This is a genomic window from Pedobacter africanus (genome assembly GCF_900176535.1).
Classification (GTDB): domain Bacteria; phylum Bacteroidota; class Bacteroidia; order Sphingobacteriales; family Sphingobacteriaceae; genus Pedobacter; species Pedobacter africanus.
In genome coordinates, this window is record NZ_FWXT01000001.1 from 716,175 (window position 1) to 741,692 (window position 25,518).

The following is a 25,518-nucleotide window of genomic DNA, read 5'->3' on the forward strand; positions in this document are numbered from 1 at the left end:
TATTCGTATAAAATCTATACATTTAATTTAGGTTTGGTAATGCAGAAAGCTTATGTTTCGAAGCTCAGCTTCCTGCGGTTCTGTTGATAAATAAATTAACTTGGCCAAACTCCGCCAGTTTCCGACTCCAATCGGGGACTGGCTTGTTTGTTTTTTCAGGTAGCTATTTCTTCACAATTATCCTCCTTCCTTCTATCCTAAAATGAACTTCATTGGTTTGTTCCATCTTCATCAGCAACTGGCTTATGTTCCTGTTCCGCGATATGAATGCATCCAGGCGCACGGCAGACAGGTCGCCTTCATATGCCACCTCTACATCGTACCATCTGGCTATCTGTTTCATAATATCTGTAATCAGCTGGTCCTTAAACCGAAAATCACCTGTTTTCCAGGCTACAGCCTCGTTTACGTCCACCTGGCGTACCGCGATTCCCGCACTTCCGGTAAGGCTGGCCTGTTCACTGGGCTTAAGCACAATCTCGTCCTTGTGCAGGTTTGAGCGCACCAGAACTGATCCTTCCAGCAATGTTGTTTTTACCGCACTTTCATCAGCATAACTGCTGATATTGAAATGTGTGCCCAAAACTTTTACTTCCTGGCCTTTGCTGTCAACTATAAATGGCCGGTCTTTATCCTTTGCTACTTCAAAATAGGCTTCACCTTCCAATTTCACCCTACGTATACCTTCTTTATTTAAGACTGGTGAATAAGTTAAACTGGATGCAGCGTTAAGCCATACCTTAGTCCCGTCAGCTAAGGTAACCTGGTAAGTGCCCCCGCGCGGGGTGGTAATTGTTGCTTCCTCAGCACTGTCGTCGGCGGATCCTCCAGCGGTTGCCTCCACCGGAGTATGGTCATTGTATTTAAGCTCCTCTCCAATAACAACCCCGCTTTTCTGATCACTCAGCTTAACTACTTTACCATTTGCAAAGGTAATAGTAGCCTGGTTTTTGCCGGGTTTGATGTTATTCGCATATTTTATATAATCCGGTTGTGTTGCTGAATGCCGGGAGGTGTATAACCAGGTCCCAACTACAATCGCTGTTAAAGCAGCTGCAATTGTTGCTATGCGCGGCCAAAGTTTAAATCGCCTGGTTTTCCCCGGAACAACTTCATTCCCTTCCTCAAAAACAGCTTCTTCCTTTGCCCAGCTTTCAGCCATATGGTCCATCAGCAACTCATCCAGTTTTGCTTCTCCGATCAAATGGTCTATAACTTCCAGTTCTTCGGCCGTTGCGGTATTGTTCACATACCGTTCCAGGAGTTGTTTGTAAAATGTGGTTTGATCCATAACGTAGACTGGTGCTTGTACTGTACCAGACAATTAACTACCAGCCCCCGGGCACCCCTTCAATAAAATATTTTTATGAGGTACTAACGAATAATCTCTATTATTGTAAAAAATGACGGTAAATACGGTATTAGCGAATGAAACAGAATTGCTGCAGCAGGCTGCCAATGGGGATGCTAACGCGTTTGCTTTACTTTACAGTCATTATCGCTCGCTGGTTTACCGCTTCATTTACAAATACCTCAAATCGCCTCAGCTTACGGATGACCTTACGCAGGAAATATTTTTAAAAGTGTGGAAAAATAAGGAAGCGCTCACAGACAGGCAGGCATTTAAATCGTACTTGTTTACCATATCCAGGAACCACACTTTAAATTTCTTAAAAAGGGCCTCCATAGACAACACTGCAAAAAGTGTGATCATTAACAGCTATAGCCCTTCAGGTTCACTTGAGGAAGAGCTGCAGACCAAAGATTATCTGGCTTACCTGCAAAGTATACTGGTTACACTTACCCCGCAAAGCCGTGAGGTATTTCGTTTATGCAGGCAGGAATATAAAAGTTATGATGAAGCTGCAGAAATACTGGGCATCTCGCGCAGTGCAGTAAAGAAGCACATGATCAAATCCATGAAAGTATTGGGTGATGCCGTGAAACGCGACCTGGGAATTCCCCTTGGCATTTTTCTTACAGTGCTGCTGAAATAGTTTTTGCAGCACCGCTCTGGGTAGCCTATAAAATAAAAAAGCCCTCCTTTTCAGGAAGGCTTTTAGAGCGAAAAACGAGATTCGAACTCGCGACCCCGACCTTGGCAAGGTCGTGCTCTACCAACTGAGCTATTTTCGCATTACCATCAACCGCATTATCCACTGCGGCTATTTTGTACTCAGAGCGGGAATCGAATTCGGACGAACTATTTTTCTTCTTTCTTAAGGCCATTTTTGACTCATTTAACGGTGTTTTTATGCGGGAATTTTGGTACTGTTTTTGGTGCGGGAAAAGATAGGGTGAATGTTTGTTTTCCCGCGAACAAAGTAATGATTTTCCAATTACTTTTTAAAGTAATCTTCAATATTCAAAACTTTCAACCGGCATTTGTCGATCAATCCTGCCTGGAATAGCCGGATCAATATAGAGTCTTTTTGTTCTTCTGTAAAGTAATGATCATGTTGAGGTACTACAGCCCATTCATCCAACCTCTTTGTCACAACACCATAGTATAGGTTATCTATGTTAATATGAAACCCACCTCCTGCGCCTGCCGGTTGAGATATTTCAACATTTACTAGCTTACCTTGATAGGTTGTTGTAAACTTTAAGCTTACCATATCAGTAAAATTGGACAACAAAATTACTAAAACAATTAGCAAGAAAAAAGCCCCTCATTTCTGAAGGGCTTCTGTCTAAGCTGCTTTTAAATTTTGGTATGCGACCTCTGTAGTGAGCGAGGCTTGTCCAAAAGATAAACCCGTTGCCTCTTTATTAATGTATGTAGCCAATAAATGAAGATGGCCCGCTTCGGATGGGAGGTATTTATCCAAGTCAATCCGTTCCAATAAATCCCTGAGCCATTCCTTAATGTCATCATCATAATGCCCAGGAATAATGGCAGTAATAACATCTGCAGTCGGACTATTTACAAGGTTTTTAAATAACTCAACGACCTCTACACCTATTTTTATTTTACTCTGCAAGTCGGCCGGGACTTTTGTCCATAGTTTTGCAACAAATGATTGCCAGTTGCTCGCAAAAACACTTAAAATAGCGGCGATGATTTTTCCAAAAATGGTTTTCTCTGTACTCATAATATATTGTTTTAAATTGTTACTTGTTTTGATTGATTGCATCAGATATGATCTGATCCTTCTTATTTGCGCCCTGAGATGAACCAAAGTAGTACTGCTGAGTAGTACTCAATGCAGCTACTATCGCTATTATCACTTGCGGATCTGCATTCCTTTCAAAGAATGTGATTACAAAGAAGTAAGCGAAAGAGCATAATACCACTACCGTGGCCAGTATGCCCTTAAAATTGTCTGGATTCCATTTCATATCAAACGATTATTAATGCCTTGTAGAATTTCTGAGCTATATCGGCGATTTTCTGCGCCGCGTCTGTTCCATTGACTATACGCCTGGCGTTATACCAGTCCGATCTATTTGGAGTAAAATAATCTTCAAGAGATTTACCGGTGAAGTCCCCGAAATTCGACTGCCCTTTAAGCATACCTTCAAACAACACCTTTACCGAAACATCCATAGTGAGCATTAATTCTGGCTTATTTAGAAGGTCCACCCCAAGCAGCTTACCCATTGCTTGGTAATTCTCATACCAGGTTAGCTGCACGTGTCCCCGGCCATAATATAGCTTATCAGGAATGGTATAAGGGACTCGCTTCCCGGGGCCACCCCCCATTTTAAATTTCTTCCCGTAAGGCAGCCCGCCGCCTTTGGTATATTCTTCTATAGGTTGCATGGTTTTGTCTGTTTCGTGGAAAACAGTACCCAAGATGTAAGCAAGTTTACGCAGGTCATTTACACAAAGCCTATTATATTCTTTAATTATAGCCTCTATCCCTTCAAATTGCTTTGGACTGATTGACCCGGCAAAAATGTTTGCCCGTATGTTGTCATAAAATGCTTTAGAGTTCATCCCTTTAGTTTTTTTGTTGAATAGTAGTAATGCCTAATTGCCATGCAGCCAGAGGCGATCGCCACCATTCCAGCGGTTATTGAAATGTATGCTTGCAAATCAGATGTTACTATAGTAATTGCTGCTGATATTAGGGATATTGTTGATCCGATTGTTCCTGCCGTCTGATGTTCCATTTGTGCCATCGCTGTTTTATGTGAGCGCCTTTTGTTTATTGTTTACCAAGTTGATAATGCAGATCTTACCCATGTATTTGTAGCAGTACAGACATATATATGTGTAGATGTAATCCTTATTTCTCCGGCAACTCCGGTATCCGAAGCTGATGAAGGAGCTGTGTTTAAGCTAGATAGTTTATATTGAGCAGATATAGTAGAGCCATTAACCTGAAGCTTGTCTCCGGATTCAGTCGTGGTGTTTATCAATAAATTACCATACCTGGTAATTATCGCTCGTACTGTTGGGGATGTATTATCAGAACCGCTAAAAAATCTAATATTACCTTCGTCCTGATTCGCAGATATATCTAAAGACCCGTCGTTACCATGAACACCAAAGCCATATTTGGTAGACCCGCTCTCATACAAAGAAATATTAGAAACATTTCCGGGATAAAAAGATAAAACTCTAGTACCTTGTGACAGCCTCCCCGACAAACTCAAGCTACCAAAGAACTGGTATTTTGAGCCAGTGCCATCATCAATCCCATCGCCGAACCACACATTGCCACCATAAGGATTAATAAAGGTTTGTTTAGGCGTTGTAAATGTTGAGTCATAGCCCTGCATAACAGGATTTCCCGCTAAGTCGGCACCTAAAGCTACTATATTCCCGCTGGATTTACCAGTTGCAACAAAAGAAAACGTTTCAGTGGGATTGCCAGATTTTGTAAGCTTGTTAAGTACTATGTTATCATCCTTACTTATGTACGTAATTGGTGCAGAAGAATTTACAATAGTTGTATTTCCTGAGAGCTTCATTGACTGCCCACTTATTCCGTAATACGCAGCGGAAGACCAGTCGTTAATACCGCAGTTGTTAAACTCTCCACCATTAAAAGTTACGCTCCCCTCTATTGAACCAGAACCGCCGGAAAATTCGTATATTATTTGGTCAAAATTCTCTGCATAATTATCAGCATAAACCAATCTCCCCACCCCAATATGAGCAGGCAAGCTACTAGTAGAAAAAGCCCCTAAGACGGCTTCCCCGCCATTAAAAAACCTATTGCCTGTAATCGTTGCATTCCCTCCATTAAAGCTATTTGTAATTACTCCCTCAGAATGTCCGGTGATTAAAGTTGAAATGATATTTGAATTATTCACATAGTTATTTTGTATATACATATTCTCTTGCTCGAATGCATGAGTTTCTATGTCTGCTTGCCCAGAGATATGAACAAATGATCCATTAATGTTATAGGCAAAATTTCCTATTACGTGCGCTCCTTGAGAAACTATGGTTTCATTTGGGGAGTCAAAAAAATAGCAATTAGAAATCACTGATTGAAATCCACGTATGACTACCGCAGGGTTTGCATACCAATAATAATTTTGATTGTTGTTTTCTTTGTTCCCCTGAAATATTACGCCGTGAACGCTAAACGGCGCATTGACAGAATCTAATAAGTGTTTTGAGCTTATTAATGAATAGATTTTTCTAACATAGGCCCCCATAGGCCATACTGTTATTGTGCCGTCAACAGACGAGTTAACCGGCCTGGATAATGAAATTACATTCCCTGCTATGGATAGTATTCTTAAATTCAAACTACTACTTTTGCTTGCTGTCGTATCGGTATATAACTGCAACTGATCACCAGGCTTCCATCCGTTAGGGACACTCGTAACCGTTATACTATTGGAAGAAGCTCCAGCAGAGCTTGATAGTGTTGTGAAAATAGAATTACCCCTTTTTAATACTGACTTTTTACCAATCAAAGCTTGATTGCTATCTAAAAGCAGTGAATTGACAATATTATAAACTATGTTACTGCCAAGCACTATTAATGACCCCTTACCTCCGTAGTCTATAGCATCTTGAATGATTTTATCGTCAGTAAGTCCTGGCTTTCTGAAAGACTCTACGTTTACTGATGTGCTAAACTTTTTCAAACTATCTCGCATCTCATTAAACCGAACGCCCTGGTAATAAAATGACGGAACACCTGTGGCGCTGATCCTCCACCAGATCGTGCTGTCAACTGGGTTGATGTAACCTTGATTAGTTGAAAGCTGCTTTGTGCCTGATGGCGGATTCCCCTGCCCAAATGCGTACGCATTGACCAGGATAAAAAGTATAAGTAATTTTAAATGTTTCATAATTATTGCGCTCCTATTCCTTTGATAAGTGATTTAAAATTTATTGTATCGGTAACGGCTTCTCCTGCCGTGTTGAAATACCGATTGTTTTCGTTACGGATGATATTTGGAGAACCTCCAACATAATTTATCATATCGGTGATGCCGGTTGTGATACTTGGGCCACCTATCGACCGGTTCATTTCAAAGCCCAGGTTATTGAAATACTCCAAAGTGCCTCCGGTGTTATACACATCCAGCATCTGTCCATGCCAATCTTTAGAGGTATTTAACTTGCCAGCTGTGTTATTGTAAACCTTTGCATTGGCTGGTCGGAAGTTATTATCATGAAACTCTGGCGCGGCTTGTAACTCAAAAGGCCCATACTTTTTGCTGTTATAAGCTATGTTGTTAAATATTTCCACTACATCAGGCGTGCTATTGTGACTAAATAACCATGCGCGCATAAATGTACCCTGGTAATTGGTCGCTTTGTTACCATAGAACCGGCCATTGCCCCGAAGCATAAACAATCCATTATGAACTGTATCATCGTGATTAAGATTGTCAATCAGGTTGCCTGAAATGTCATACCCCATTGCGCTACCCAGGTAAACTACCATGCCGGGCTTAGCGCTATTCTTAACTGTACAGCCGCGCATAGTAAACCCTTTGATAAGGCCCCGGTGTGTCCCTTTTTCTAAAGCGCCGTTGGCATGGAACAGGTTTCCTCCACCTTCGGAGTGGATGTTAATCAGATTTACACCATCTACAAAGTCGCCTTGGCCGTCTTTCCACCGTTTTTCGTGAATGTCCTCCATAGATATTTGCTTGTCCGAAACATCCTTCGTGCTGAAGTTTGCCAGGGTTAGGCCTGAGATAGCTCCTAGAATATCTATAGCATGCGCGCCGCCTTGAAACAACACCTTCCCGGCCCCATCAATCGTGACGTTTTTAAGGTTCGCTATCCTGTTCGAACCTGTATAAATCCCAGGCTTCAATTTGAAGATCTGGTTTTCTACATCTTTTAGGTTAACCAGATCAGCAGGGCCAATCTCCTTTACACCTGGCGTAATGATAACCGGGCCAGTTGGCTTTGACGCTGTTTTATAGGCCTGCTTTGGATCTATGTTATATACCGACGGTACAGCAATCTTTCCATCCGAAAATACCAGGTTTCCATCCTGAGCTTCGTAATTTATCCTTTTTCCGTTTTCTACTATGTATGCCATAAATTTAAATTGTATATCCGCTACCAACCAAGTCGTAAACCCGCTCAGAAGTATCGTAAAATGTTATTTTTGGGTAATAGGGTATATTGAGTTGAGTAAGTGGTGATATTATTGGGTTCCACGTTGCCTCGCCGTCGTTTGAGTATTCAAAGTGTACTAAGCTTCCATCAAGCCTTATCTGTACGATAATTGTCCCGGCTACAGGCCCTGTTTCACTACTGACATTGTCGTTGTAAGTTGAAGGTTTGTCTCCGTTGGTCCATACCCCAAAGTCTATACTCGCATATCCGATCTCACCTGATTCAGCAGCAAGACCAAAAACGGCGTATTCAGATCGCCCCCGTATGATCCCAGTACCACCAGATGGTATGTAGTAGTCAGTCCATGCGTTACCTTCCATCATTGACGGCGCAAAATCATTGACATTGGTAATGTTTACCCCATCAGTTTGCCATCCTGGTATTGGCGATAATACTGGCGCTAGATTGTTTTTAAGGCTCGACATCATCATCCTACGTATCATGCCGATTGGTTTATGGAGTAAACAATATGGGTTGCATCTATATACTGGCAATAGATGTAGTTCACCTGGCCAGTCACATAATCACCTGAACCTGATAGCTTCTTGAACTTGCTGTCAAAGGTTGGCTCAGTTCCATTATTATGGATAACCAGTACTGTTACACCAAGTTTAGCCCCTGTAACGTCTCCTGTTAAGTTTCCAGTTATGGGTGATGATATTGTTCCGGATACACTGTCTGATGTAAACGTTAACGCTGTAAGCGTGACCTGAGCTGCCGCTATGTTGGCTTTATCTGCTAAAGCTACATTAACAGCCGTAGCGCTCGGAGCAACAGTAGTACTTGAGGATAAGCTGTTTTGCACCTTTCCGTCTGCATAGCTATTTGAAGTACTATTTGTAGCATTGTCCCCTGTATTAGTTCCTGTTATCGCAGCTAATTTTGTTTTCTCCGTGGCTGTATACGCCTTGTTTGTCGTACCATCACCAATATCATCTGCGTCCAGGATTACAGCGCCGGTTTGACCGTTTACGGTTGTTACTGATCCAGGATTCCCCGGAACCCATTCTGCATCTGTTTCGTCCCATATGTAAGTTATGGCATCCACACCGACGGTGTCAACCGTGGCGTAATCCCCATCTTCACCAATAGGAAAAGCAGATTGCAGAGCTGCCAAGGATGCATATCGACCTTTAAAGTAATCAGACAGATTTGCCAGCTTGGTTTTCTCTGCGTCGGTATAGTCGTTTTCAGACAAGCCTTTCCCAATTTCCTTATCTACCTTGTTATCCAAAGCTGTATCGACGTATTCAGTTGTAGCGATCTTTGTACTGTTGTCTGAAGGAGATTGTGTTGGAGCGGTTGGTGTCCCCGTTAAAGCAGGCGATTCCAAAGGAGCTTTTAAGGCTAATCCTGGAACAGTAGGCGCATCAGCTGTTCCAGCCAAGTCACCGGCCAGCTTAATTTTACCTTTAACTGTAGTCGTAGCATCCGGAGTTTCGCCCCCGGGCGTTGGCGAAACTCCGGCATTAGCCCCGGTAAACCTGATCATCCCCCCATCCTCTCCAAAGTCAACCTGAATGCTGATCAGCTTGCCATCTGAATCCTTTGTGGTGATCGGGGTTATGTCTGGATAGAATGTTTCTACTGTGTTTCCTGCATCATCTGATGTTACGTAGGCAGATACTGCAGGGTCATTACCTATTAAAGCAAGTTCCTCATCAGTGAAGGTGTAAACGCCAGTAGGGTTGTCTAAGTCTCCTGTTGATGGTTTATCTACTGAACCTATGTTTGAGCCAGAGTTTTTAGCGCCTATAACATTCCATGTTGATGCACCAACAACATCAGTTAGCGGCTGCTCATTGTCAGGAATATTTGATATGTAAATCCTGTTGCTTTCAGACGCAGCAATTACTACATCCCCATCATCGTAAATTCCTGGATTATAAAAACCCTTATATACACCTACATACTCCCAGTAAGCTGTACTTACACCGCCAGACGGTATGTTTCCAGCATTTCCAGACACTTTAGACTTATAGACCTTTGTATTTGCATCGCCAGTTACTAATGATCCTTCATTATAAGGGACAAAACTTGACCACGTACTTATAAAACCGTAAAAGTTTGTTTGTATCCATGCTCCTGATGATGCTTCGATTGACGGCTGAGAGGTGTTTCCCTCAACCAGACTTCGGAAAAAGTATTCAACATCATCAATGATAAATGATCTATATCCATCCAACGGAGTAGGTTCGGACGTCCAGGGTTTAGGCACATCGTAAATAGGTACAGGAGGCGAATTACTGTCTGATATATATGGTAAATCCCCGCTTGAAGAAGATGGAATATACACGTATGCCACCACAATAGAATTTGCTGGTAAAGCTGCTGGGTTTGGATTTGAACTGGCTACACCGTTTAAAAGGTATATTGCACCCGTTGCGTCAGCAACAATAGTATCGATCCTATTAAAGTTTAAATCTGCGGCAGTAAGGTTGAGTTGAGTTTGCGTTGCCTTGCTGTAGATAATATTGTTTATTCCCCAGCTGCCAGCAGAAACAGTAACAACCTGCTCGTTTACGCTTGCCTGAAGGGTTATATTACCGTCTACTATCTGTATTCCTAATTCAACAGAAGCTTCCGCTACCCAAATACCGCTACGTTTTCTCCAAAAAACAAGCGATGTTCCGCCTTGAATATATAAGTCCAAATCGATGCCATTGACATTGTTTGGCGGTAATGTACCACCCGTTATACCAAAATCATTTATCGTATTTATAATTGGCAACAGCATGTCAGCAATTTGAAGCCCAATAGATGCAACATCTCCAGGGTCTATGCTGTCTTCTGAAACCTTGCTGGCAACCGCTTGAATAACCAGTTTTTTATATGCGTCTATTTGCTGTTGATAGTTCATCTTTTAAGTAAATTCAAGTGTAAATTCATCTGTAAATATTCCATTGGCATCTTCTCCGTTAGGGTCCTGCACAAATACAGGTGACTCTGATCCTGGATAATTAGGTACGGTAACATCATTTGATTTGGCGGGCTTATCAAACACCTCAGCGAGTTTTACATTACTGATTGTGTTGTTTTTTAAATCTATCTCGCCTCCGAGAAGAGCAAACACTTTGCTGCTGAACTTGTCCTGACCAGGAACATCGAAATTAAAAGTGTTTAAGTAGCTAAATTCCGGCGCAAGCGGCTTCAACTTTAAATCGCCTAACCAAAACCTGAATGGCTTCTGATAAGCTTTTAATATTGATTTTGCTAACATAAGACCAAACGCTACTGGTGAACTTGTAGTTCCGTACTCATACCAACCAGAAGTATAAGAGTTGCCTACTTTCATCGCGTATAGGTTACTCAATGCACTTGCTCCAGCTGATGAATTAAAATAATCTCCAAACAGTATTTTAAACTGATCAGGTTTCTCTGTATAGTACCTTAAGTTTTCCGAAACAGACAGCAAGCCTACAATATCGTTGTCTCCACTCTGGCTGCTTTTTGACAAAGAAATATCATCCATAGTCACCGGCTGATACTCGTCTAACACAGTATAATTCGTTCCTGACCCCACACTTCTGACAGGGCTTTCCCAGGAATCCATAATCACCTTTTCAAATCCATATAACTGGATGAAAAGGTTTCCTGTTTCCGGACACTCAGGCACCTGGAAGCTAATTGAGTAAGTATTAAGATCGCCGGTTTTGTTATCAATAGGGATACTTACTGTGGCCAAATTTGTTGTCCAGGTAAATGACGAACCGTAATTTTCATTATACAAGTAATAATTGCCGATCTTGAACCGGATTTTGGCAGCGTAAAAAGTCTTTATATTATGTCCAACCGGATATGGAACCGGGCCGATATACCTGGTTTCTATATAGCTGTATTCCGTAACATCAGTTACCTTGCTTACTCTAAATTGAACTTTTGCCTGGTCTCCTTTTTGAAAAGGAATTACAGCCGACTCAAGGTATTTCCCGCTATTTGCCTTTACATTAAACCTGATCGCGTGGTTTTGAATAGGTATAGTTTCTCCTTTGGTATTTGTTACAGTTCTCTGTACTCTGGTAAAATCAAGTCCGCCGTACCTGGTCCAGAAATTAAAGTTCTGGCCATCCCAATCTTCAAAGTTTCCATTGTACAGTAAGGAAGGTACTTTCCCAAACTCAGACAATACCTCTACTCGTTTGTATGCGTTTTGTATGTTTATTTCACCGCCAGCAAGGACAACTACGTCTTTAATCGCAGGATCTATAGGTGGATCTACGTATGGTGCGGCAGCAATAGTGAAACTACCAGAGGTAACAGGGTTTACTGCGCTTTTAACGAAAACGGAATACGTTCCAGGAGCCAGGCCTGCAAATACGTTACTTGATTGGTAATCGACTCCATTAATCGAATACTGATATGGTCCCGTCCCTTCGCTGGCATTAACCGTGGCGGTTCCATCGTTAGTGCCAGGAACAGTCTGAGGCGTAACCGTTATGCTATTGATCGTAATAACTTCTACTGGGGGATCAGGATCAACTTCCGTTGTCGCATAGCCAAACGGAAAATAAGGCGTCCATTTTACTGAAACAATATTACCGCTAATAGTACTTCGCCATAGTTCATCACCTTCGGCTTTCGCTGGTGAAACATTTTCGTAAACAATTTGCGGGAAACTTCCAACGCTTGTAATAGCTGATACTACCCCAGCATCCAGATCGTAATCAATCAATACGAAATCGCCAGATGCTCCACCATTATAAAAACCGTCAAATGAGTAAACTATCATACTGCAGCCCCCGCAATTCTATTGTTATCCAAATTGTCAGCATATAAAAACAGTCCCTTGTAGTTATACGTCCTTCGCCTTATTGATGCCTTGCTCAGCTCATCTATCCTTACAAAATTCCATTCACCATTAACCTGCACTATGAATGCTCCCCAGGCTATTGCAACTTGTTCAAGAACTTCATATACAGTCATTGTTGTCCCGTTGTCTTTTGAAAGTCGCAACGGGTTAACAGTAGCCAGCGAAAGCGGGTCATCGTTTAATCCCGTCGGCATCAAAGGATCGTATACATTGCAAATTGTAACTATGTTCAAGTTTAAATTTGTCATTGCAAAGCAGTAAGCAAGGATATCGACGAATGACTGTCGTATCTCAGAAAGACTGCCAACTGGCACAGGGTATGTAACTGATTTAAGCCCGCCCAAAGCGTCGGTGGCTCTTATTGATACCGGATAAGGAGGCGCATTAAAAGGCGCAGCACAACTATCAGGTATGATGTACCCTCTGAACTGTATTTTACTGTTCTTTAATGCTGTAACCCTGAATGCCCGTTCATCCCCGTTGAAAAACTCATCGAGCACAAAATTATTGGTTTCAATAAATGACAGCTCAGCTTCTACAGGGCGAATTGGATCGAACTTATTGTCAACCTCTTTGTAAGACAATACGACCGGGCTTTTACCTCCTATCTCAATTGGGAAAACATCACCGTCATAATTCTTAGCTTCGATGACAACTTCTACCAGCTGCCCTTCAATATCGCAATAGTCGAAGGTTCTATATGGACCATAAACAGGATTTCCGAAAGGATTAACCGGAACCGCTGGCTCAGGTAAAGGCTCTTGATATCCGCATTTTGGTTGATTAATGTCAGTTTCCACGTAAACGAATGGATTTTCGTTCTGCGCATATACCCTGAAAAAGGTGTGGGTGTTGAAATTGCAGAATTCGGTCACCAAATCACCTGGTCGGAACCTTCTATCAGTATACTTGTAGTCATTGATTGAAAGATTAAAATCCCTCTGGCCTGGTATACCTTCGGCATAAACTTCGCCATTTTCATCTATCACAACGCGCTTGTAGGCCCACTTTGAAAAAGCACCGCTTGCTCGAACTCCTATTCTTTCTATCTCCCAAGCCATTATCCGAGCCTCCCTAATAGTTTTTCTTCCCGGCGTAAAGCCACTACAAGTTCCCGCATAGAAATACGCATTTCACCACCTACCACAACAGAACTGTTGCTGCCTCGCATCATTCGCTCTGTACGGCCGGTAGGTATTACACTTGATCCAGTTGGAAGGTTTACAAGCTCTGGTCCCCGCTCTCCTACCAATGCCAAGCCGCCCCCGAAATTCTGAACCCCCGACGCAAACTGAGGGATGGATTTTGAGTCTGTTTTTCCAGCGCCGCCCGAACTATTACTTTTACCAACTTTACCACTGAATGCTTTAATAGCAGACCCAATGGCTATCAATGCCGCACCGGCACCAATGGCTAGCGCCGCATTCGCTGGGTTTAATGGATTTCTAAGCGCCTGACCTAAAGCTGTTGCTGCAACCCCCGCTGCCAGGGTAAGTTTTCCAAATTCAACCAAAATACCCCCAAGTGACGACAATAATGATTGACCTGCAGCTTCTAATATATTTGATCCATTAGCAAATGACTCACCTATAGCTGATCCAAGTGAACTTAACGTATCTGTTATACCACCAAAAGCTATTTGGTTGAAATCGCTGTTAAATTTTTGCGCTATGTCCAATAATTCAACGGCGCTTCTCCCGTACTTAGATACAAAATCTTCAATTTGTTGACTTGTATAGTCAAAATTACCCTTAAGAGCCGCGACGGCAAACTCGGTTTCAGTTCTAATTTCTTTTAAAGGCTTGGTTATAATTGATAAATTAATATTTTCAAAAGCCTTAAGGCCTAAATCTCCGAAAATACCCCCCGTACCAAGTTTTCCAATTTTAGGCGCCTCTATTTTAACTTTCTTCAAATCACCTACTTTGCCAGCAAGGTCAGCTCCCTTCTTAACCTCTTTGGTTATTTGTTCTGTAAGTCTTAAATTTTCTTGATCTAGCTTGTTATTTTCAGCTTTGATTTGCCCCTGTTCCTTTATAATTCCTTTTAGCGATTGACTGGCCTTAGCAGCTGCAATCGCGTCTGCAGCACTGCCAGTTTGAATATCGCTGTTTCCCACATTTTGGGCTTCCCTTTTTTTAGCTAGCGCCAGCTCGTTTGCTTTTTTAACTCTATCACTTTCAAGGTCAATTAACTTCTGTTCGTTCTCTAATTGCTTGCTGGAATTTTTTGTGATTAAATCCTGAGCGGCTCTAGCTCTTGCAGTAGCTATAATTGCAGTAGTAAGCCTGTCATAAGCCTCTTTTGCACCGCCATTAAGAATAGTTTCATCTTTGATATTGGCGAAATAAGCTGGGTATTGAGATTGTAGTTCGTCAACCGCATCTTTTCTTTGCCTTATTGATATGGTAGCATCTTGAGATATCTGATATAAAGAAGCGAGTTCTGTGAGCTCCCTCTGCGCGTTTTGTGCACCTTTGAGTTGAACCTGAGACAACTGATCCAATGTATTGATGTAATCGTCAGTTGTCTTTTTGGCATTTTCAATAGTCTTGTTTGCCCTCTGTTGATATTGTTGATAAAGAATGATTGCAGAAGAAACTACTGACAATGCTATGCCTATTCCTGCAGGGCCTATTAAAGATTGACCCAATGCTTTTAGTGCTGCTCCGCTACTTCCAGTTTCCGCCTTTAACCTTTGGAATGACTCCAATAGAGGATTTAGATTGTTTTGTATCCCTATAAATCCAAATGGCGCATCTTGAGCCACTCTACCTAGATTTGTCAACGCATTTGCAGCTTGATCTGAACCTGACTTTATAGATTTACCCCCAGCTGCCGTTGCTTGGGCCGCCTGGGCAAGACTCTTAGTGATTTGTGATGAAGCTTTACTCGTTGATACAGAGGCCGATGACATTGCCTTATCAATATCATTAGCCAATTGGGCAAAACCTTTATCAACAGATGCTAACTTAGCTTTAGTTTCTTTGTCATATGAATTAACCTCACGGATCGCTTGATTAAAGCTATCCCTGAGTCCATCGATTTTCGCGGTTAATTCTATGGAAAGTTTTTCGTTAGCCATTTTTACCTAGGTTTCTAAATTGTTGTTCAAGTTTTGAAAGTTTAGCTTTACTTGGGACTCTTATTTTCCGCTCAACCTCATCTCCTATTTGCCACCACTGCTCCATTGATTGTGTGAACTTTTTAGGATCAGCCCAGCCTTTCACAATGTGATAGTTCAATCTTCTTTCAGATGCTTCTAATCGGCGTGACTTATCTATATGACCTATACACAAAATCACATAATCCTTATGCGAAAGCCTTGCAAAATCCCAGGGCTTTAACCCTAACTCACCAAAAGCAAACGCCTTTATTTCATTCCAGTTTTCTGGTTTTTGCCTGGCTGTTTTCCTGCTTTTTTTTTATTTGAGTTTAGCCTATCCATCAATTCTTTATGAGGTTTGCTTTCTTGCCAGGCTGAATATATTTTAGAGGTCAAATCATCATCCCCGGCAATTACCTCAGCAAGTAAATAAGCCTGCTCAAAATCCGGGTTAGCTTCGTCAACCAACTCAGCAGCATTACACAGCCCCCCAAACAAAATATAAGCAAATGACTTTACGTTGCTTTTTTCCTGTGACGCAGCAGCTTTAATTGATTTTTCGGTTATAATTTGAGTAGCCACCATACCAAAGTATAGGGAGTATTTCACCCCTTCAACCTCGAATGTTATCCTTGGGTTACTCATAACTAAGTCGTTACTGGAGAAATATCATCCTGATCTCCAGGCTGGCCGACTCCAGTCAGTGAAATACTGAATGTTTGAGCCTCATTGTCAGGTGCAGAATCACTGAATGAGTCTATCCTTGCCAATCCATAACGCATTGTAACCACAGGAGAAGCCGTGTCCATCATGAAAACCCAGACTGTTGCCCCAGATCTCCATAGCTTGAACAGGGCGTTGTGATTAAGTCTTTCATCGCCTGGCCCATCAAGAGAAATGGCCTGACCTTCAGCAGACATCGTCCATCCCTTTTCGCCATCAAGCGATTCGGCGAATGATCCTGAACACTTTGATGTAGTCGCAATAGCTGAAGTTGTACCGTCGAAACCGTTTGAAGTTAAACAGGCGACTAGTTTTGCTTCTGCGGTGGTCACGTCTTCCAGATCCGTTGTTATCGGTGTGTCGGTGTCAATGAACAGTAATACTGTCCTTCCGTTTAAAAATCCCATAGTTTAAATATTTTGTATAATCAAATGTAACATATATGTTACAATATATAAAATATTTTAGGCTTTTGTTTTGTTAACTATTTACTATTGGCGATCTGCTCCTTTATCCACTTTTCTCTCTTCCATAATATTCTTTTCTTATTCCAGGGACATGCTTTTGGCGGCATAGGGAATTTTATTTCTGCTTGTTGTTCTAACGTCATGATTCAACAAGCCTTATCCTGTACCTTATAAGCTGCCTAAAATATGTCTCGGTGTCCGTCTGACCATCCAATCCACTAGAGCTTTCCAGCTCAATATCTCTATAAACTTCAAATCCTCCATCAATAGTAAAATCAACCATTGATGAAATTACCTTTTCTTCAATATCATTAAGTAATACCCTACTTCCGGTATTTCCTATGCCCGGATACCTGGTTATAACGTCTAGCAATATTGAACAATCCCACTGCTTCTTGCATTTGTTTAAATTAGCCTCAACCTTAGTTTGAGTACTCATGGCTACGTAGTACATTGGTTGAGTTTCACCAGTAAAATTAACATCAACACATGGTATTATGTGGCCAGCAACGTCCACGTTATTTATCCTGGCGCTTACTTCCTTACGTATCCATTTGTCAGGGTTCTTGTTCATTTTGTAAGTTGTCTAATTTTAGCTCTTAATGATTTAATAAACATATCTCTGCCTTTAACAAAGGCTGGATACATGTATGGATGCGCCCTTAACCTGCCTTTGCCATTGACATAGAATTGCCATGCCATATCCCTCCATTCATCAGCAACTTTCACATGCCCTCCGGTCCCAAACTCAATATACGCACCCATTGGTAAAGAATTCTGATTTATAACGGCAGTCAGGCCATTGTTTATCACTGACCTGCTGATCAATTGAACAACTTCAGGCGGAGCATTTGTAATTGAACTTGCGTTTTGCTTAGCATCAAATTCAATTTGAAAAGACGCAGCCGCTATTTCTGAGCGAACAAAGTCTGCTTTGCCTAATTCATTTAGGCGTTTGATAAGCTTTTCTGCGCCACTTAAACGGCTCATGTTGTTATTACTCCTATATATGGAACAGTCAAAGGATCATCCTTTGTACAGAAAATCTCAGTGTCCACATCACGTAAGTTTTCATTTCTTATTCCCTGTATTATGTACTTATCTCCTTTATATACCAGAAATAAATTCCTTCCGTTGTAGGGCAGGTCATTACGTCCCCTAACAAGAAATAGCAAAGGATCTTTAAACTCTATTATTCCGAAGCTATAAGCTTTCCGGCCCAATCCCTCAGTTACAAGTTTTGCCCAGGAACGAGAAATTAATTGAGGCGATCCTGCTATATATCCCCCAAACCCATCAGAAACTCGTTCCGTAGTTTCCCATACCTCAATTCTTTTATTGTATTCCCTGGCTTTCATTTATACGAACCTTCTATAGGTATCTAATACCTGTTTAACTGAAACCGGTATCAACGTTTCATTAACCTGCTTCTCTGCCTCGAAATACCAGACCTTGATGATCTGTAAAGCAGCCTGTATAAAATCTTCTGGTACATCTTCAACATTGACATATCCTGCATTAAAATTCACTAAAACCGGCCGTGATGAAATATTCTCCTGGCAATAATAATCAAGGTTTCTCTGGTAGTAATTATCCCAATCATCCTCTGTAACGCCGGATATTGAATTAATTGGGTACTTGTAGATCTTTGGCGGCACCAACTGAGACAAGTCCCTGGAGCCAAACAAATGGCAGGTATACCGCTCTATGAAAGTGAATGAGGCTTTAATCATTGACGTGATTTCGTCGTCATCCTCATTCATCATATCATCCACACGCAAATATGTCCTTGCGCGGGCCAGACTTATAATGTCAGTATATTCGGTAATAATCATGCCTTACTTTTTTTCGAGCTTTGCCTTTTGCTCTTTTGTTTGCTTCTGAACATTTGGCGCTACATAGCCTTCGGTATAAGCAGCAACTTTGCAACTAACAAGGTAATTAGCTCTTTCCGGCGTAACATCAATAACGCTTCCCGCATTATTTCCGTCATGTGATTTTAGCAGTATTACTTCCATAGTATAAAAGTAATACTTTTCCAATACAAAGTAACATATATGTTACAAATAATAAAACCCCGGAAATCCATCCGAGGTTTTAACCAAATATAAACCGTATGAAAAAATTACGTTGTTTGAGCTAACGAACCTTTAACAATGGCGTTATCATTGAATATCGCCAGAGTAATCCTTTCTTCAATCCTGAACATAACTTTATTTTGTTTAGCCAACGCTGCGTCCTCAAACATCCTCAATTCAGGAGCAAGGCGATTCACAAGCAATGTTGCCATCCTGTCAAAAGCGAGGAAGTTATTAGCTCCCAACTGTGTGGTGGTAGCTATATTCAAACCAGCTACGGATAGTTTTCCAGCGGCATAGGAAACAGACCCAGCAGGCAAGTCATACTCGCCAGACCCAGATGCTTTATTCAAACCGATAGCAACGGCATCACGAACATTAAAGATCGCTGTGTTACCTTGATAGAACTCAAAAGTGTCTACTGGTATCTGTCCATAGGCGGCATCAACAATCTTATCAACCGCGGCTGTATAATCTCCGTTGTAAGCAGTGGCGACATCAAGAAGTCCGTCAACAGGGTTACTATCGGACGTTCCGTTTAGGATGAAGTTGTTTTCTGCAACCTTCAAGCTAATTAGCATTTTTGATTGGATGTAGCTGGCAATCCACTCTATATCATCAAGCATTTCACGATCAACAATAACAAAACCTGCAATCCACTTAACAAATGCACTTTGCGACGTCAAATCAAAGTCCATTTGGGCCTTGTTTCCTGATCCAGTTACCCAGGTAGCTGCACCGCCCTCTCCACCATTCTCTTTTGGATAAATGATAGATCCTTTGGTCGTACTACCCTGTGGCAGATAGTCAGAAAGCCAAACCCTATCATACGGATTTTGTATTAAAGCGTTCCGAACTTCCTGATTAAACGGAGTTGATCCAGGGAAGTTGGCTGCGATAGACATATCACCAACCGCTTTTAATTCCATTTTTAGGATTTCGCCTGTTTTATGGTTTTTGATTGCATCAGCATTTTCACGGATAGTTTCTCCTAAAATCTGATTAAAGGTTTTTGTTTCCAGTTTTTCGCCTTTTTTGGCTTCCTGCAATCTGATGTCAAGCTTATCCAGATGCTCCTGCATAGCAGCAGATTTAGCCTCGAAATCATCCTTAATGCTTTTTATTTCAGCGTCATAAATGCCTTTTGATTTCGTTTCAAATTCAGTGATTGCAGCTTGGATGTCTACCTTAGACTTCGTTTCAAAATTCTTACTCAAATCAGCCTTAAGCGTTTCGAGCTCTTGTTTTAAATCTTCCATTATATGGTTAATTTTTTAATGTGTTTCTAAATGATTTAATTATCTCTATTGCTTGCGGCTCTGACGTGATTAGAGTGGTTTTGTCCGGCTCTGATTTAGTTTCGAGTGCTTGTTTGCCTAATTCAAAAGAATAAGCCTGTAATTGCTTGAGGCCTATTTCTAATTGTAAAAATGTTTCGTCTGTTACATTTCCAGTTCTCAGGAACTTCATTATTTTAGATACCTGGTCCTTACACTTTTCAATGGTCATACCTTTAAATCCGGTGAATTTTGCATTCTTATTCATCCCTACCGCAACATTTGACCCCTCACCAAACACAACCTCTTTAAGTCGGCGTACAGTCACACCCTCTTTCTTTTCAAATACCTTCTTTACCGCATGAAAACCATACGATTGATCAGTTAATACACCGGCATCGTAAAGCCTAAGCGTATCCATAGAGTAAGAAACATCTTTGATCATCTTAACCTCGAAATAGAGGCCGAAATCATCCTCCTGAAGTACACTAAACTTATTGTGAGGCTGATCGAAATTGTGGAAGTTCAAGAACAAGTGCTTGCCTTTACCCTCCAAAAGCGTCTTGGTAAATGCTCCTTTTTCGGTTATATCATTACCGTAATCAACAGACCCAAAGTGCGCCAGATATCCCGTAATGGTCATGTCAGCTAAAGAAACATCTTTGACTGACCCTACATTGTCTTTTTCTTCCAATAATCCGATCATGTTATGGCTTTTTATCCAGTTGGCGTTACCATGTTCCACAGTTAACAAGAAATCATTTGCGCCATTCTCACCCATTGCTTCGCTTGCTAGTTGCCTAGCGTGATTTTCGTCATCAGCCAATAAAACAGATTGCTCTGACCTGTCATCAAACTCATAAACAACATCAAACTCTTTCATTGTAACATATATGTTACAAGCAAATATATACAATATTCGATAAAAGCAAGAAAAATAGTAACATATATGTTACTTTTGAATGTATGAAAATTTCTATAGCCATCACAACACATAATCGCTATGAAGTGTTTAGCGATACTTATAAAAACATCAAAAAGCATTTACCTAATGGCGCAAAACTGATTGTTGTCGATGACGGTTCCGATAATCCAGTAAAAGAAGCTGATTTTAGATTTGATAATGCACAGGGAATAGCGACTGCAAAAAACAAATGCCTGGAACTTATGGGCGATGCTGATTATTACTTCCTGTTTGACGATGATGTTTATCCAAGAGTTGACTACTGGCATTTAGAGTACATAAAGACTGGATTAAACCACCTGTGTTTCTCATTCGATAAGTTCAGCAATGGCACTTCAAATGGCCGTAAAAAAACTGGCCAAACCGGCAATATTATAAACTGGCATGAGCCATGTGGTTTGATGTTATTCTTAACAAAGAAATGTATTGAAATAGTTGGGGGTATGGACCCAGCCTATGGCAAATGGGGCTATGAACATGTAGGCTATTCAATGAGAATCCACAATGCTGGGTTAACGCCTTCGCCGTTCATGGACGTGGCAAACAGCCTTGATTTGTTTTACTCATACGATTGGGACCAGACATCCAAGCGAAGTGTGCCCGGTCCTGACAGAGCGAAGTGTATCGCTCCAAATGAACGAAAGTATAAATCAGAGAAAGGAGCGTCTCATTTCATACCATATAAGCCTCTTGAAAGAATAGTTATATCCACGTATTTTACCGGCGTTGTAGATCCGCAAAGAAATGCACACTATGTAACTGACCTGGATGTTTTGCAGCCGCTTATAAAATCGTGTGTTAAAAACAAGTGTCCAATAGTTGTGCTCAATGATTGCTTTAAAAACACTGTATCCTTTGTAAAAACAAAAGCACAGATCAACCCATATTTCCAGCGCTGGTTTGCTATACATGATTATCTGTTGGAACACCCAGAAATTGAACAGGTGTTTTGTGTTGATGCTACTGATGTAGAAATGCTTAAAAATCCATTCATGGAAATGCACAAGGGTTTTTTATATGTAGGCGATGAGATTGGAAATACTGTCAATAATCTTTGGCTAAAAAAACATCACACTCATCCAATTTTCAATGAAACATACAGGCAATTCTATCATGCGCCATTGCTTAATGCGGGCATTGTTGGCGGATTCAGAGACGAGGTACTTGACTTCTGCGATAAAATGATGCAAATGTACGCTGCAACTGAAGGAAAATGTCAGATGACTGATATGGCGGCTCTACAACATATATGTTATAGTTGGATAGGATATGAAAAGATAAAACACGGGCCTAAGATTAATACCAGGTTTAAAGCCAACGAAAGAAACAATTACTCATATTTTAAACATAAGTAATGGAGATCAGATACATCACACCATTTTCAACCGATAGCCACAGACATGGTTATCCAAACATAGGAGGTGAATATAACCAGGTAATTTCCGAACTTCCAGATGACTGCTGGATCGTGCTTAGAGACGGTGACACCATGTTTCTAACGTCCGATTGGGGGCGGCAGATAAGGCAGATAATTGAGGCTAACCCAGATTATGACCTTATCGGCTGTATGACAAACAGGGTAGGCGTAAAAGAACAGCTATGGTATGGAGAATTTACAGAGGGAGACATAAGTAAGCACATATTTATGGCTTATACCGCATGGAATGACCACAATGTTACTGTAAAGCCTACAAATTTAGTTGCAGGCCTTTGTATGATGTTTCATAAATCAGTATGGGCAAAAGTTGGCGGCTTCCCGGCGCACGATATCATATTTGACCGTGTGTTTTGCAGTAAAGTATTAAAGTTTGGCGGTAAAATAGGTATTGCTCAGGGACTTTATATTTTTCACCTTTACAGATGGGGTCAGAACAACCCACAAATCAGTATTAATCATTTAATTAAGTAGTAAGTCCAGTATAGATCCCCACACCAGAAGCTAAGGCCCCTATTGCTTTTGTAATTATATCAAACTTATCAGCGGGCAGGTCTTTTTCTAATTTTTTTATTTCTAAATCTAGCTTGGTCAAATTATTAATGAATATTTCCTCTTTGAACTTATATCCTCCACGGTTTAACAAGTCGTGTGCGTTAGCCTCCACTTGGATTATTCTCATGCCATTGCCAAATTTCTGTCGTACAGAAACAAGCCCATGAGAGACAAACTGGTTAATAATTATTTCAGCGTTTGTTGTTTTGTCTTTCAAAAAATCGCGATCTATAGTTACTGGCTGTTCGCTGTTTATTAGCGATATTAGCAGTATATCTTTTTCTTCTGGCGTTATCATAATCAAATATAAATAGTTACCTGGTAATAACAAAACCATTCTCATCGCGCCTTGGCCTATAAGCTACAGCGCATCTGCAATTGATTACATCCCCTGCTGATCCTTTTGGGTCGCAAGGGTTATCAAGTAATTCAATACCAAGTTTAGAAGGAACCTCAAACTTTTCGTATTGGCCGACCGAAACGCCATCCATTTGAACATGATCGAACTGATCCTCTGGTATTCTCCTGGTCCTGTTGTCTTTTCTTGATATCCATACCTTATCCAACATTATACCCGACTCATCTGCAGACACAGCCGCACCGTGATTAGCCGCTCCACCTACTACGGTTCTGGCAATCCTAGTGGCCTGGTATTTGGTAAAATTTGGATCATCCAACTTTTTACGCAGGTAAGCCTGCATCTTCTGAACACTTAGTCCTTCATCAAGAGCAACTTCAACAAGCCGCTGTATTCGCTTGGCCATTGTTTGTGTGGTGCTAACAATCTGGACCGCGCAGTTATCCCTAACCCATTCTATGATATTTTCCAGAAATTTAGTAGAAAATAAATCATAGCTGAACCGTTTTATTTCACGATTAATCCCGTTGCCTACCCTACGACCATGAGTAAGGCCAACTCTTTTATAAATCAGCAAATAGGCCTCGTAAATAGGCTTCTGTTGAATGTTTAATGGTATCTGTATTCTAAAGTTGTCGTAGGTGATATTGTCAACATTTAACCCAGCATAAGATTGAGACAATGATCGCTTGAATACACGATAAGCATACCGCTCGTATGATCCCTGCCATTTAAGCCATTGCGATCGGTATTCATTGTTAGTCATTAGTCAATGTTAAAGGCTTGTGTAGCTGGCTCCGGTGATATGATCGCATCTGCCAGAGGTGTTAATCCGGTCTTAAGGAAATGGGTTTGCATTTCTGGTGTCCCAACGCCCGGGTATTTTAATGCAATCCTGAACTCGTCAGGTGTTATAGCCCCATTATCTAAAGCAATAGCCATCCATTCACACAACTCTTTCATGTCCCCTTGCATTTCTGGCAACTCGGACACATCAAAATGAATCTCAGCGTTTCTAAGCTCTTTAAATCGCGGATAGTAGTAAGTGTTCAATCCATCTTCGTAAATGGCGAGATCGGGAGATATTCGATTTGATATAGCCATTTGCCATGCGGCTTCCAGATTGTCGTACTTAGCATCTGTATTAAGCAATAATGTTGACCAGCCTAAACAGTTTGCAATATGCTTTTGTGCTGCATCTGAATATGTATGTGGCTGCATTTTGTCGGTATCAACACTTACTTGGGTAAATCCAAGCGGAGCAGACGCACCGGCAATACGGCCTAAAATTTCCTGAGCTGATTGCATCTGAATAAGCCTTGATTTTAATTCGGTAGCCTGTGTCTCTGTTAATGGAGTTTGTCCGTCTTTAGCGTGAATAAACCCATACACACCCCCGTTTTTCATCGTACTATTGTTATGATCTATCGTTTGATTACTCAACTGCACATCACGATTTGCAGCCTGTAAAGGCGATAAGCCATACAAATGCGATCCAGACAAATCGTAATTCGGATTAGGGAATTTAGAATGAATAACATCTGTAGCTTTAAACTCTATGTATGAATTCCCTATAACCAGCATGTAATAATCAATAGGGCTCTCTAAAGAGTCTAAATCAGCATCTTTTTTTAGCACTATCCGCATCAAGTGAGAAGGCAGCAAGAATCTGGACAGCGGACGTCCGGCATTAACCCCATCTTCCGGGCAAAGCATCCATTGGTAAGCATTTCCAGTAGTTAACATGAATGTTTCCCATAGGGCCTTAAATTCTGTTTCTGATTGGTAGTAATTTGGTCTTTCAAGTGGATCTTCGATTTCCTCCATATCAACCGAAAAAGCCTTTGTTTCAAGTCTTATCTTTTTTATGGATTCCTGTGGCGTTAATGGTTTTCTATAAAGACTTTTTAATTGCCTAGATGCCTTTTTATCCTTAACCTCTTTTAAAACACCAGGAACAGAACTGAACTTTCTGGCTATCTGACTAACAATCGCAAATACATCAGGGTTTTCGTTATATCCCTTATCAATGTAGGTTATGCCTTTTGCATCATATTTAGTCCATCCAGCACCAAGCAACGAAAAGAACGCCTCATTAAATGCATTTGTCAATGCTTTTTTAGGCGCGACAAAGTTTGATATTGCCGTCCTAACGTTGTATAAAAGATTAGCCATGATATAAATGTAAAG

The 25,518-nt window shown here is 41.1% G+C and carries 26 protein-coding genes and 1 tRNA gene; 3 read left to right on the top strand and 24 right to left on the bottom strand.

The genetic code is table 11. The features are described 5' to 3' along the window. Positions 1-163: 163 nt before the first annotated feature. Complete coding sequence (locus tag B9A91_RS02690; protein WP_084236876.1) at positions 164-1,291, bottom strand: FecR family protein; 1,128 nt, start codon at positions 1,289-1,291, stop codon at positions 164-166. Positions 1,292-1,403: 112 nt separating this feature from the next. Here B9A91_RS02690 and B9A91_RS02695 point away from each other — a divergent pair, with 112 nt between their 5' ends. Further along, positions 1,404-1,997, top strand: a complete 594-nt coding sequence (locus tag B9A91_RS02695; RefSeq protein ID WP_084236877.1) for an RNA polymerase sigma factor — start codon at positions 1,404-1,406, stop codon at positions 1,995-1,997. 66 nt (positions 1,998-2,063) lie between these two features. On the opposite strand, the gene B9A91_RS02700 is transcribed toward B9A91_RS02695, so the two are convergent. The 20 genes from B9A91_RS02700 to B9A91_RS02805 all read right to left on the bottom strand — a co-directional run bounded on the left by B9A91_RS02700 (position 2,064) and on the right by B9A91_RS02805 (position 20,899). Beyond that, positions 2,064-2,136, bottom strand: a tRNA-Gly gene (locus tag B9A91_RS02700). Positions 2,137-2,693: 557 nt separating this feature from the next. Next, on the bottom strand, positions 2,694-3,095 hold the full coding sequence (locus B9A91_RS02710) for a hypothetical protein (RefSeq protein WP_084236879.1): 402 nt from the start codon (positions 3,093-3,095) through the stop codon (positions 2,694-2,696). 19 nt (positions 3,096-3,114) lie between these two features. After that, complete coding sequence (locus B9A91_RS02715; protein ID WP_084236880.1) at positions 3,115-3,342, bottom strand: hypothetical protein; 228 nt, start codon at positions 3,340-3,342, stop codon at positions 3,115-3,117. 1 nt (position 3,343) lies between these two features. Next, the gene (locus tag B9A91_RS02720) at positions 3,344-3,943 is read right to left on the bottom strand and encodes a glycoside hydrolase family 19 protein (protein WP_084236881.1); all 600 of its coding nucleotides are present in this window, start codon (positions 3,941-3,943) and stop codon (positions 3,344-3,346) included. 218 nt (positions 3,944-4,161) lie between these two features. Beyond that, a complete protein-coding gene (locus B9A91_RS02725) occupies positions 4,162-6,264 on the bottom strand; it encodes a hypothetical protein (protein ID WP_084236882.1) in 2,103 nt (700 codons plus the stop codon). Positions 6,265-6,266: 2 nt separating this feature from the next. Further along, complete coding sequence (locus B9A91_RS02730) at positions 6,267-7,475, bottom strand: hypothetical protein (protein ID WP_144008838.1); 1,209 nt, start codon at positions 7,473-7,475, stop codon at positions 6,267-6,269. A gap of 4 nt (positions 7,476-7,479) precedes the next feature. After that, positions 7,480-7,998 carry a hypothetical protein gene (locus tag B9A91_RS02735; protein ID WP_084236884.1) on the bottom strand — a complete coding sequence of 173 codons (519 nt, stop codon included), beginning with the start codon at positions 7,996-7,998 and terminating at the stop codon, positions 7,480-7,482. After that, positions 7,995-10,415, bottom strand: a complete 2,421-nt coding sequence (locus B9A91_RS02740; protein WP_084236885.1) for a hypothetical protein — start codon at positions 10,413-10,415, stop codon at positions 7,995-7,997. The genes B9A91_RS02735 and B9A91_RS02740 overlap by 4 nt, the downstream gene beginning before the upstream one ends. Positions 10,416-10,418: 3 nt before the next feature. Next, positions 10,419-12,284: a SprB repeat-containing protein gene (locus B9A91_RS02745; RefSeq protein WP_084236886.1), complete on the bottom strand. Its 1,866-nt coding sequence runs from the start codon at positions 12,282-12,284 to the stop codon at positions 10,419-10,421. Further along, a complete protein-coding gene (locus tag B9A91_RS02750; RefSeq protein WP_084236887.1) occupies positions 12,281-13,426 on the bottom strand; it encodes a hypothetical protein in 1,146 nt (381 codons plus the stop codon). The genes B9A91_RS02745 and B9A91_RS02750 overlap by 4 nt, the downstream gene beginning before the upstream one ends. Then, entirely contained in the window at positions 13,426-15,450 is a 2,025-nt protein-coding gene (locus B9A91_RS02755) for an ANIS5 family metal-binding protein (RefSeq protein ID WP_084236888.1), read from the bottom strand. The genes B9A91_RS02750 and B9A91_RS02755 overlap by 1 nt, the downstream gene beginning before the upstream one ends. A 288-nt stretch (positions 15,451-15,738) precedes the next feature. After that, positions 15,739-16,116: a hypothetical protein gene (locus tag B9A91_RS02765; protein ID WP_084236890.1), complete on the bottom strand. Its 378-nt coding sequence runs from the start codon at positions 16,114-16,116 to the stop codon at positions 15,739-15,741. Positions 16,117-16,118: 2 nt separating this feature from the next. Further along, on the bottom strand, positions 16,119-16,601 hold the full coding sequence (locus B9A91_RS02770; RefSeq protein WP_084236891.1) for a phage tail tube protein: 483 nt from the start codon (positions 16,599-16,601) through the stop codon (positions 16,119-16,121). A gap of 199 nt (positions 16,602-16,800) precedes the next feature. After that, positions 16,801-17,235, bottom strand: a complete 435-nt coding sequence (locus B9A91_RS02775) for a hypothetical protein (RefSeq protein WP_084236892.1) — start codon at positions 17,233-17,235, stop codon at positions 16,801-16,803. Next, positions 17,232-17,651 (bottom strand): hypothetical protein, encoded by a 420-nt coding sequence (locus B9A91_RS02780; protein WP_084236893.1) that lies wholly within the window; start codon positions 17,649-17,651, stop codon positions 17,232-17,234. The genes B9A91_RS02775 and B9A91_RS02780 overlap by 4 nt, the downstream gene beginning before the upstream one ends. Then, the gene (locus B9A91_RS02785) at positions 17,648-18,019 is read right to left on the bottom strand and encodes a phage head completion protein (protein WP_084236894.1); all 372 of its coding nucleotides are present in this window, start codon (positions 18,017-18,019) and stop codon (positions 17,648-17,650) included. Before B9A91_RS02785 ends, B9A91_RS02780 begins: the two co-directional genes overlap by 4 nt. After that, positions 18,020-18,496, bottom strand: coding sequence for a head-tail connector protein (locus B9A91_RS02790; protein WP_084236895.1), 477 nt, complete (start codon positions 18,494-18,496; stop codon positions 18,020-18,022). It lies immediately after the preceding gene. A gap of 3 nt (positions 18,497-18,499) precedes the next feature. Beyond that, positions 18,500-18,679, bottom strand: coding sequence for a hypothetical protein (locus B9A91_RS02795; RefSeq protein ID WP_084236896.1), 180 nt, complete (start codon positions 18,677-18,679; stop codon positions 18,500-18,502). 107 nt (positions 18,680-18,786) lie between these two features. Then, positions 18,787-19,998, bottom strand: coding sequence for a phage major capsid protein (locus tag B9A91_RS02800; protein ID WP_084236897.1), 1,212 nt, complete (start codon positions 19,996-19,998; stop codon positions 18,787-18,789). Between the two features lie 7 nt (positions 19,999-20,005). Next, positions 20,006-20,899, bottom strand: a complete 894-nt coding sequence (locus tag B9A91_RS02805) for an HK97 family phage prohead protease (protein WP_084236898.1) — start codon at positions 20,897-20,899, stop codon at positions 20,006-20,008. A gap of 83 nt (positions 20,900-20,982) precedes the next feature. On the opposite strand from B9A91_RS02805, the gene B9A91_RS02810 reads away from it, so the two are divergent. Next, positions 20,983-22,335 (top strand): glycosyltransferase family 2 protein, encoded by a 1,353-nt coding sequence (locus B9A91_RS02810; protein WP_084236899.1) that lies wholly within the window; start codon positions 20,983-20,985, stop codon positions 22,333-22,335. After that, a complete protein-coding gene (locus B9A91_RS02815; protein WP_084236900.1) occupies positions 22,335-22,889 on the top strand; it encodes a glycosyltransferase family 2 protein in 555 nt (184 codons plus the stop codon). Before B9A91_RS02810 ends, B9A91_RS02815 begins: the two co-directional genes overlap by 1 nt. Here B9A91_RS02815 and B9A91_RS02820 read toward each other — a convergent pair. From B9A91_RS02820 to B9A91_RS02830, 3 genes are read right to left on the bottom strand one after another with little or no spacing between them, the layout of a single operon-like run. Further along, complete coding sequence (locus tag B9A91_RS02820) at positions 22,882-23,268, bottom strand: hypothetical protein (RefSeq protein WP_084236901.1); 387 nt, start codon at positions 23,266-23,268, stop codon at positions 22,882-22,884. The genes B9A91_RS02815 and B9A91_RS02820 overlap by 8 nt on opposite strands. A gap of 16 nt (positions 23,269-23,284) precedes the next feature. After that, on the bottom strand, positions 23,285-24,094 hold the full coding sequence (locus tag B9A91_RS02825; RefSeq protein WP_084236902.1) for a structural protein: 810 nt from the start codon (positions 24,092-24,094) through the stop codon (positions 23,285-23,287). Beyond that, a complete protein-coding gene (locus tag B9A91_RS02830; RefSeq protein ID WP_084236903.1) occupies positions 24,094-25,503 on the bottom strand; it encodes a phage portal protein in 1,410 nt (469 codons plus the stop codon). The genes B9A91_RS02825 and B9A91_RS02830 overlap by 1 nt, the downstream gene beginning before the upstream one ends. Positions 25,504-25,518: the final 15 nt, after the last annotated feature.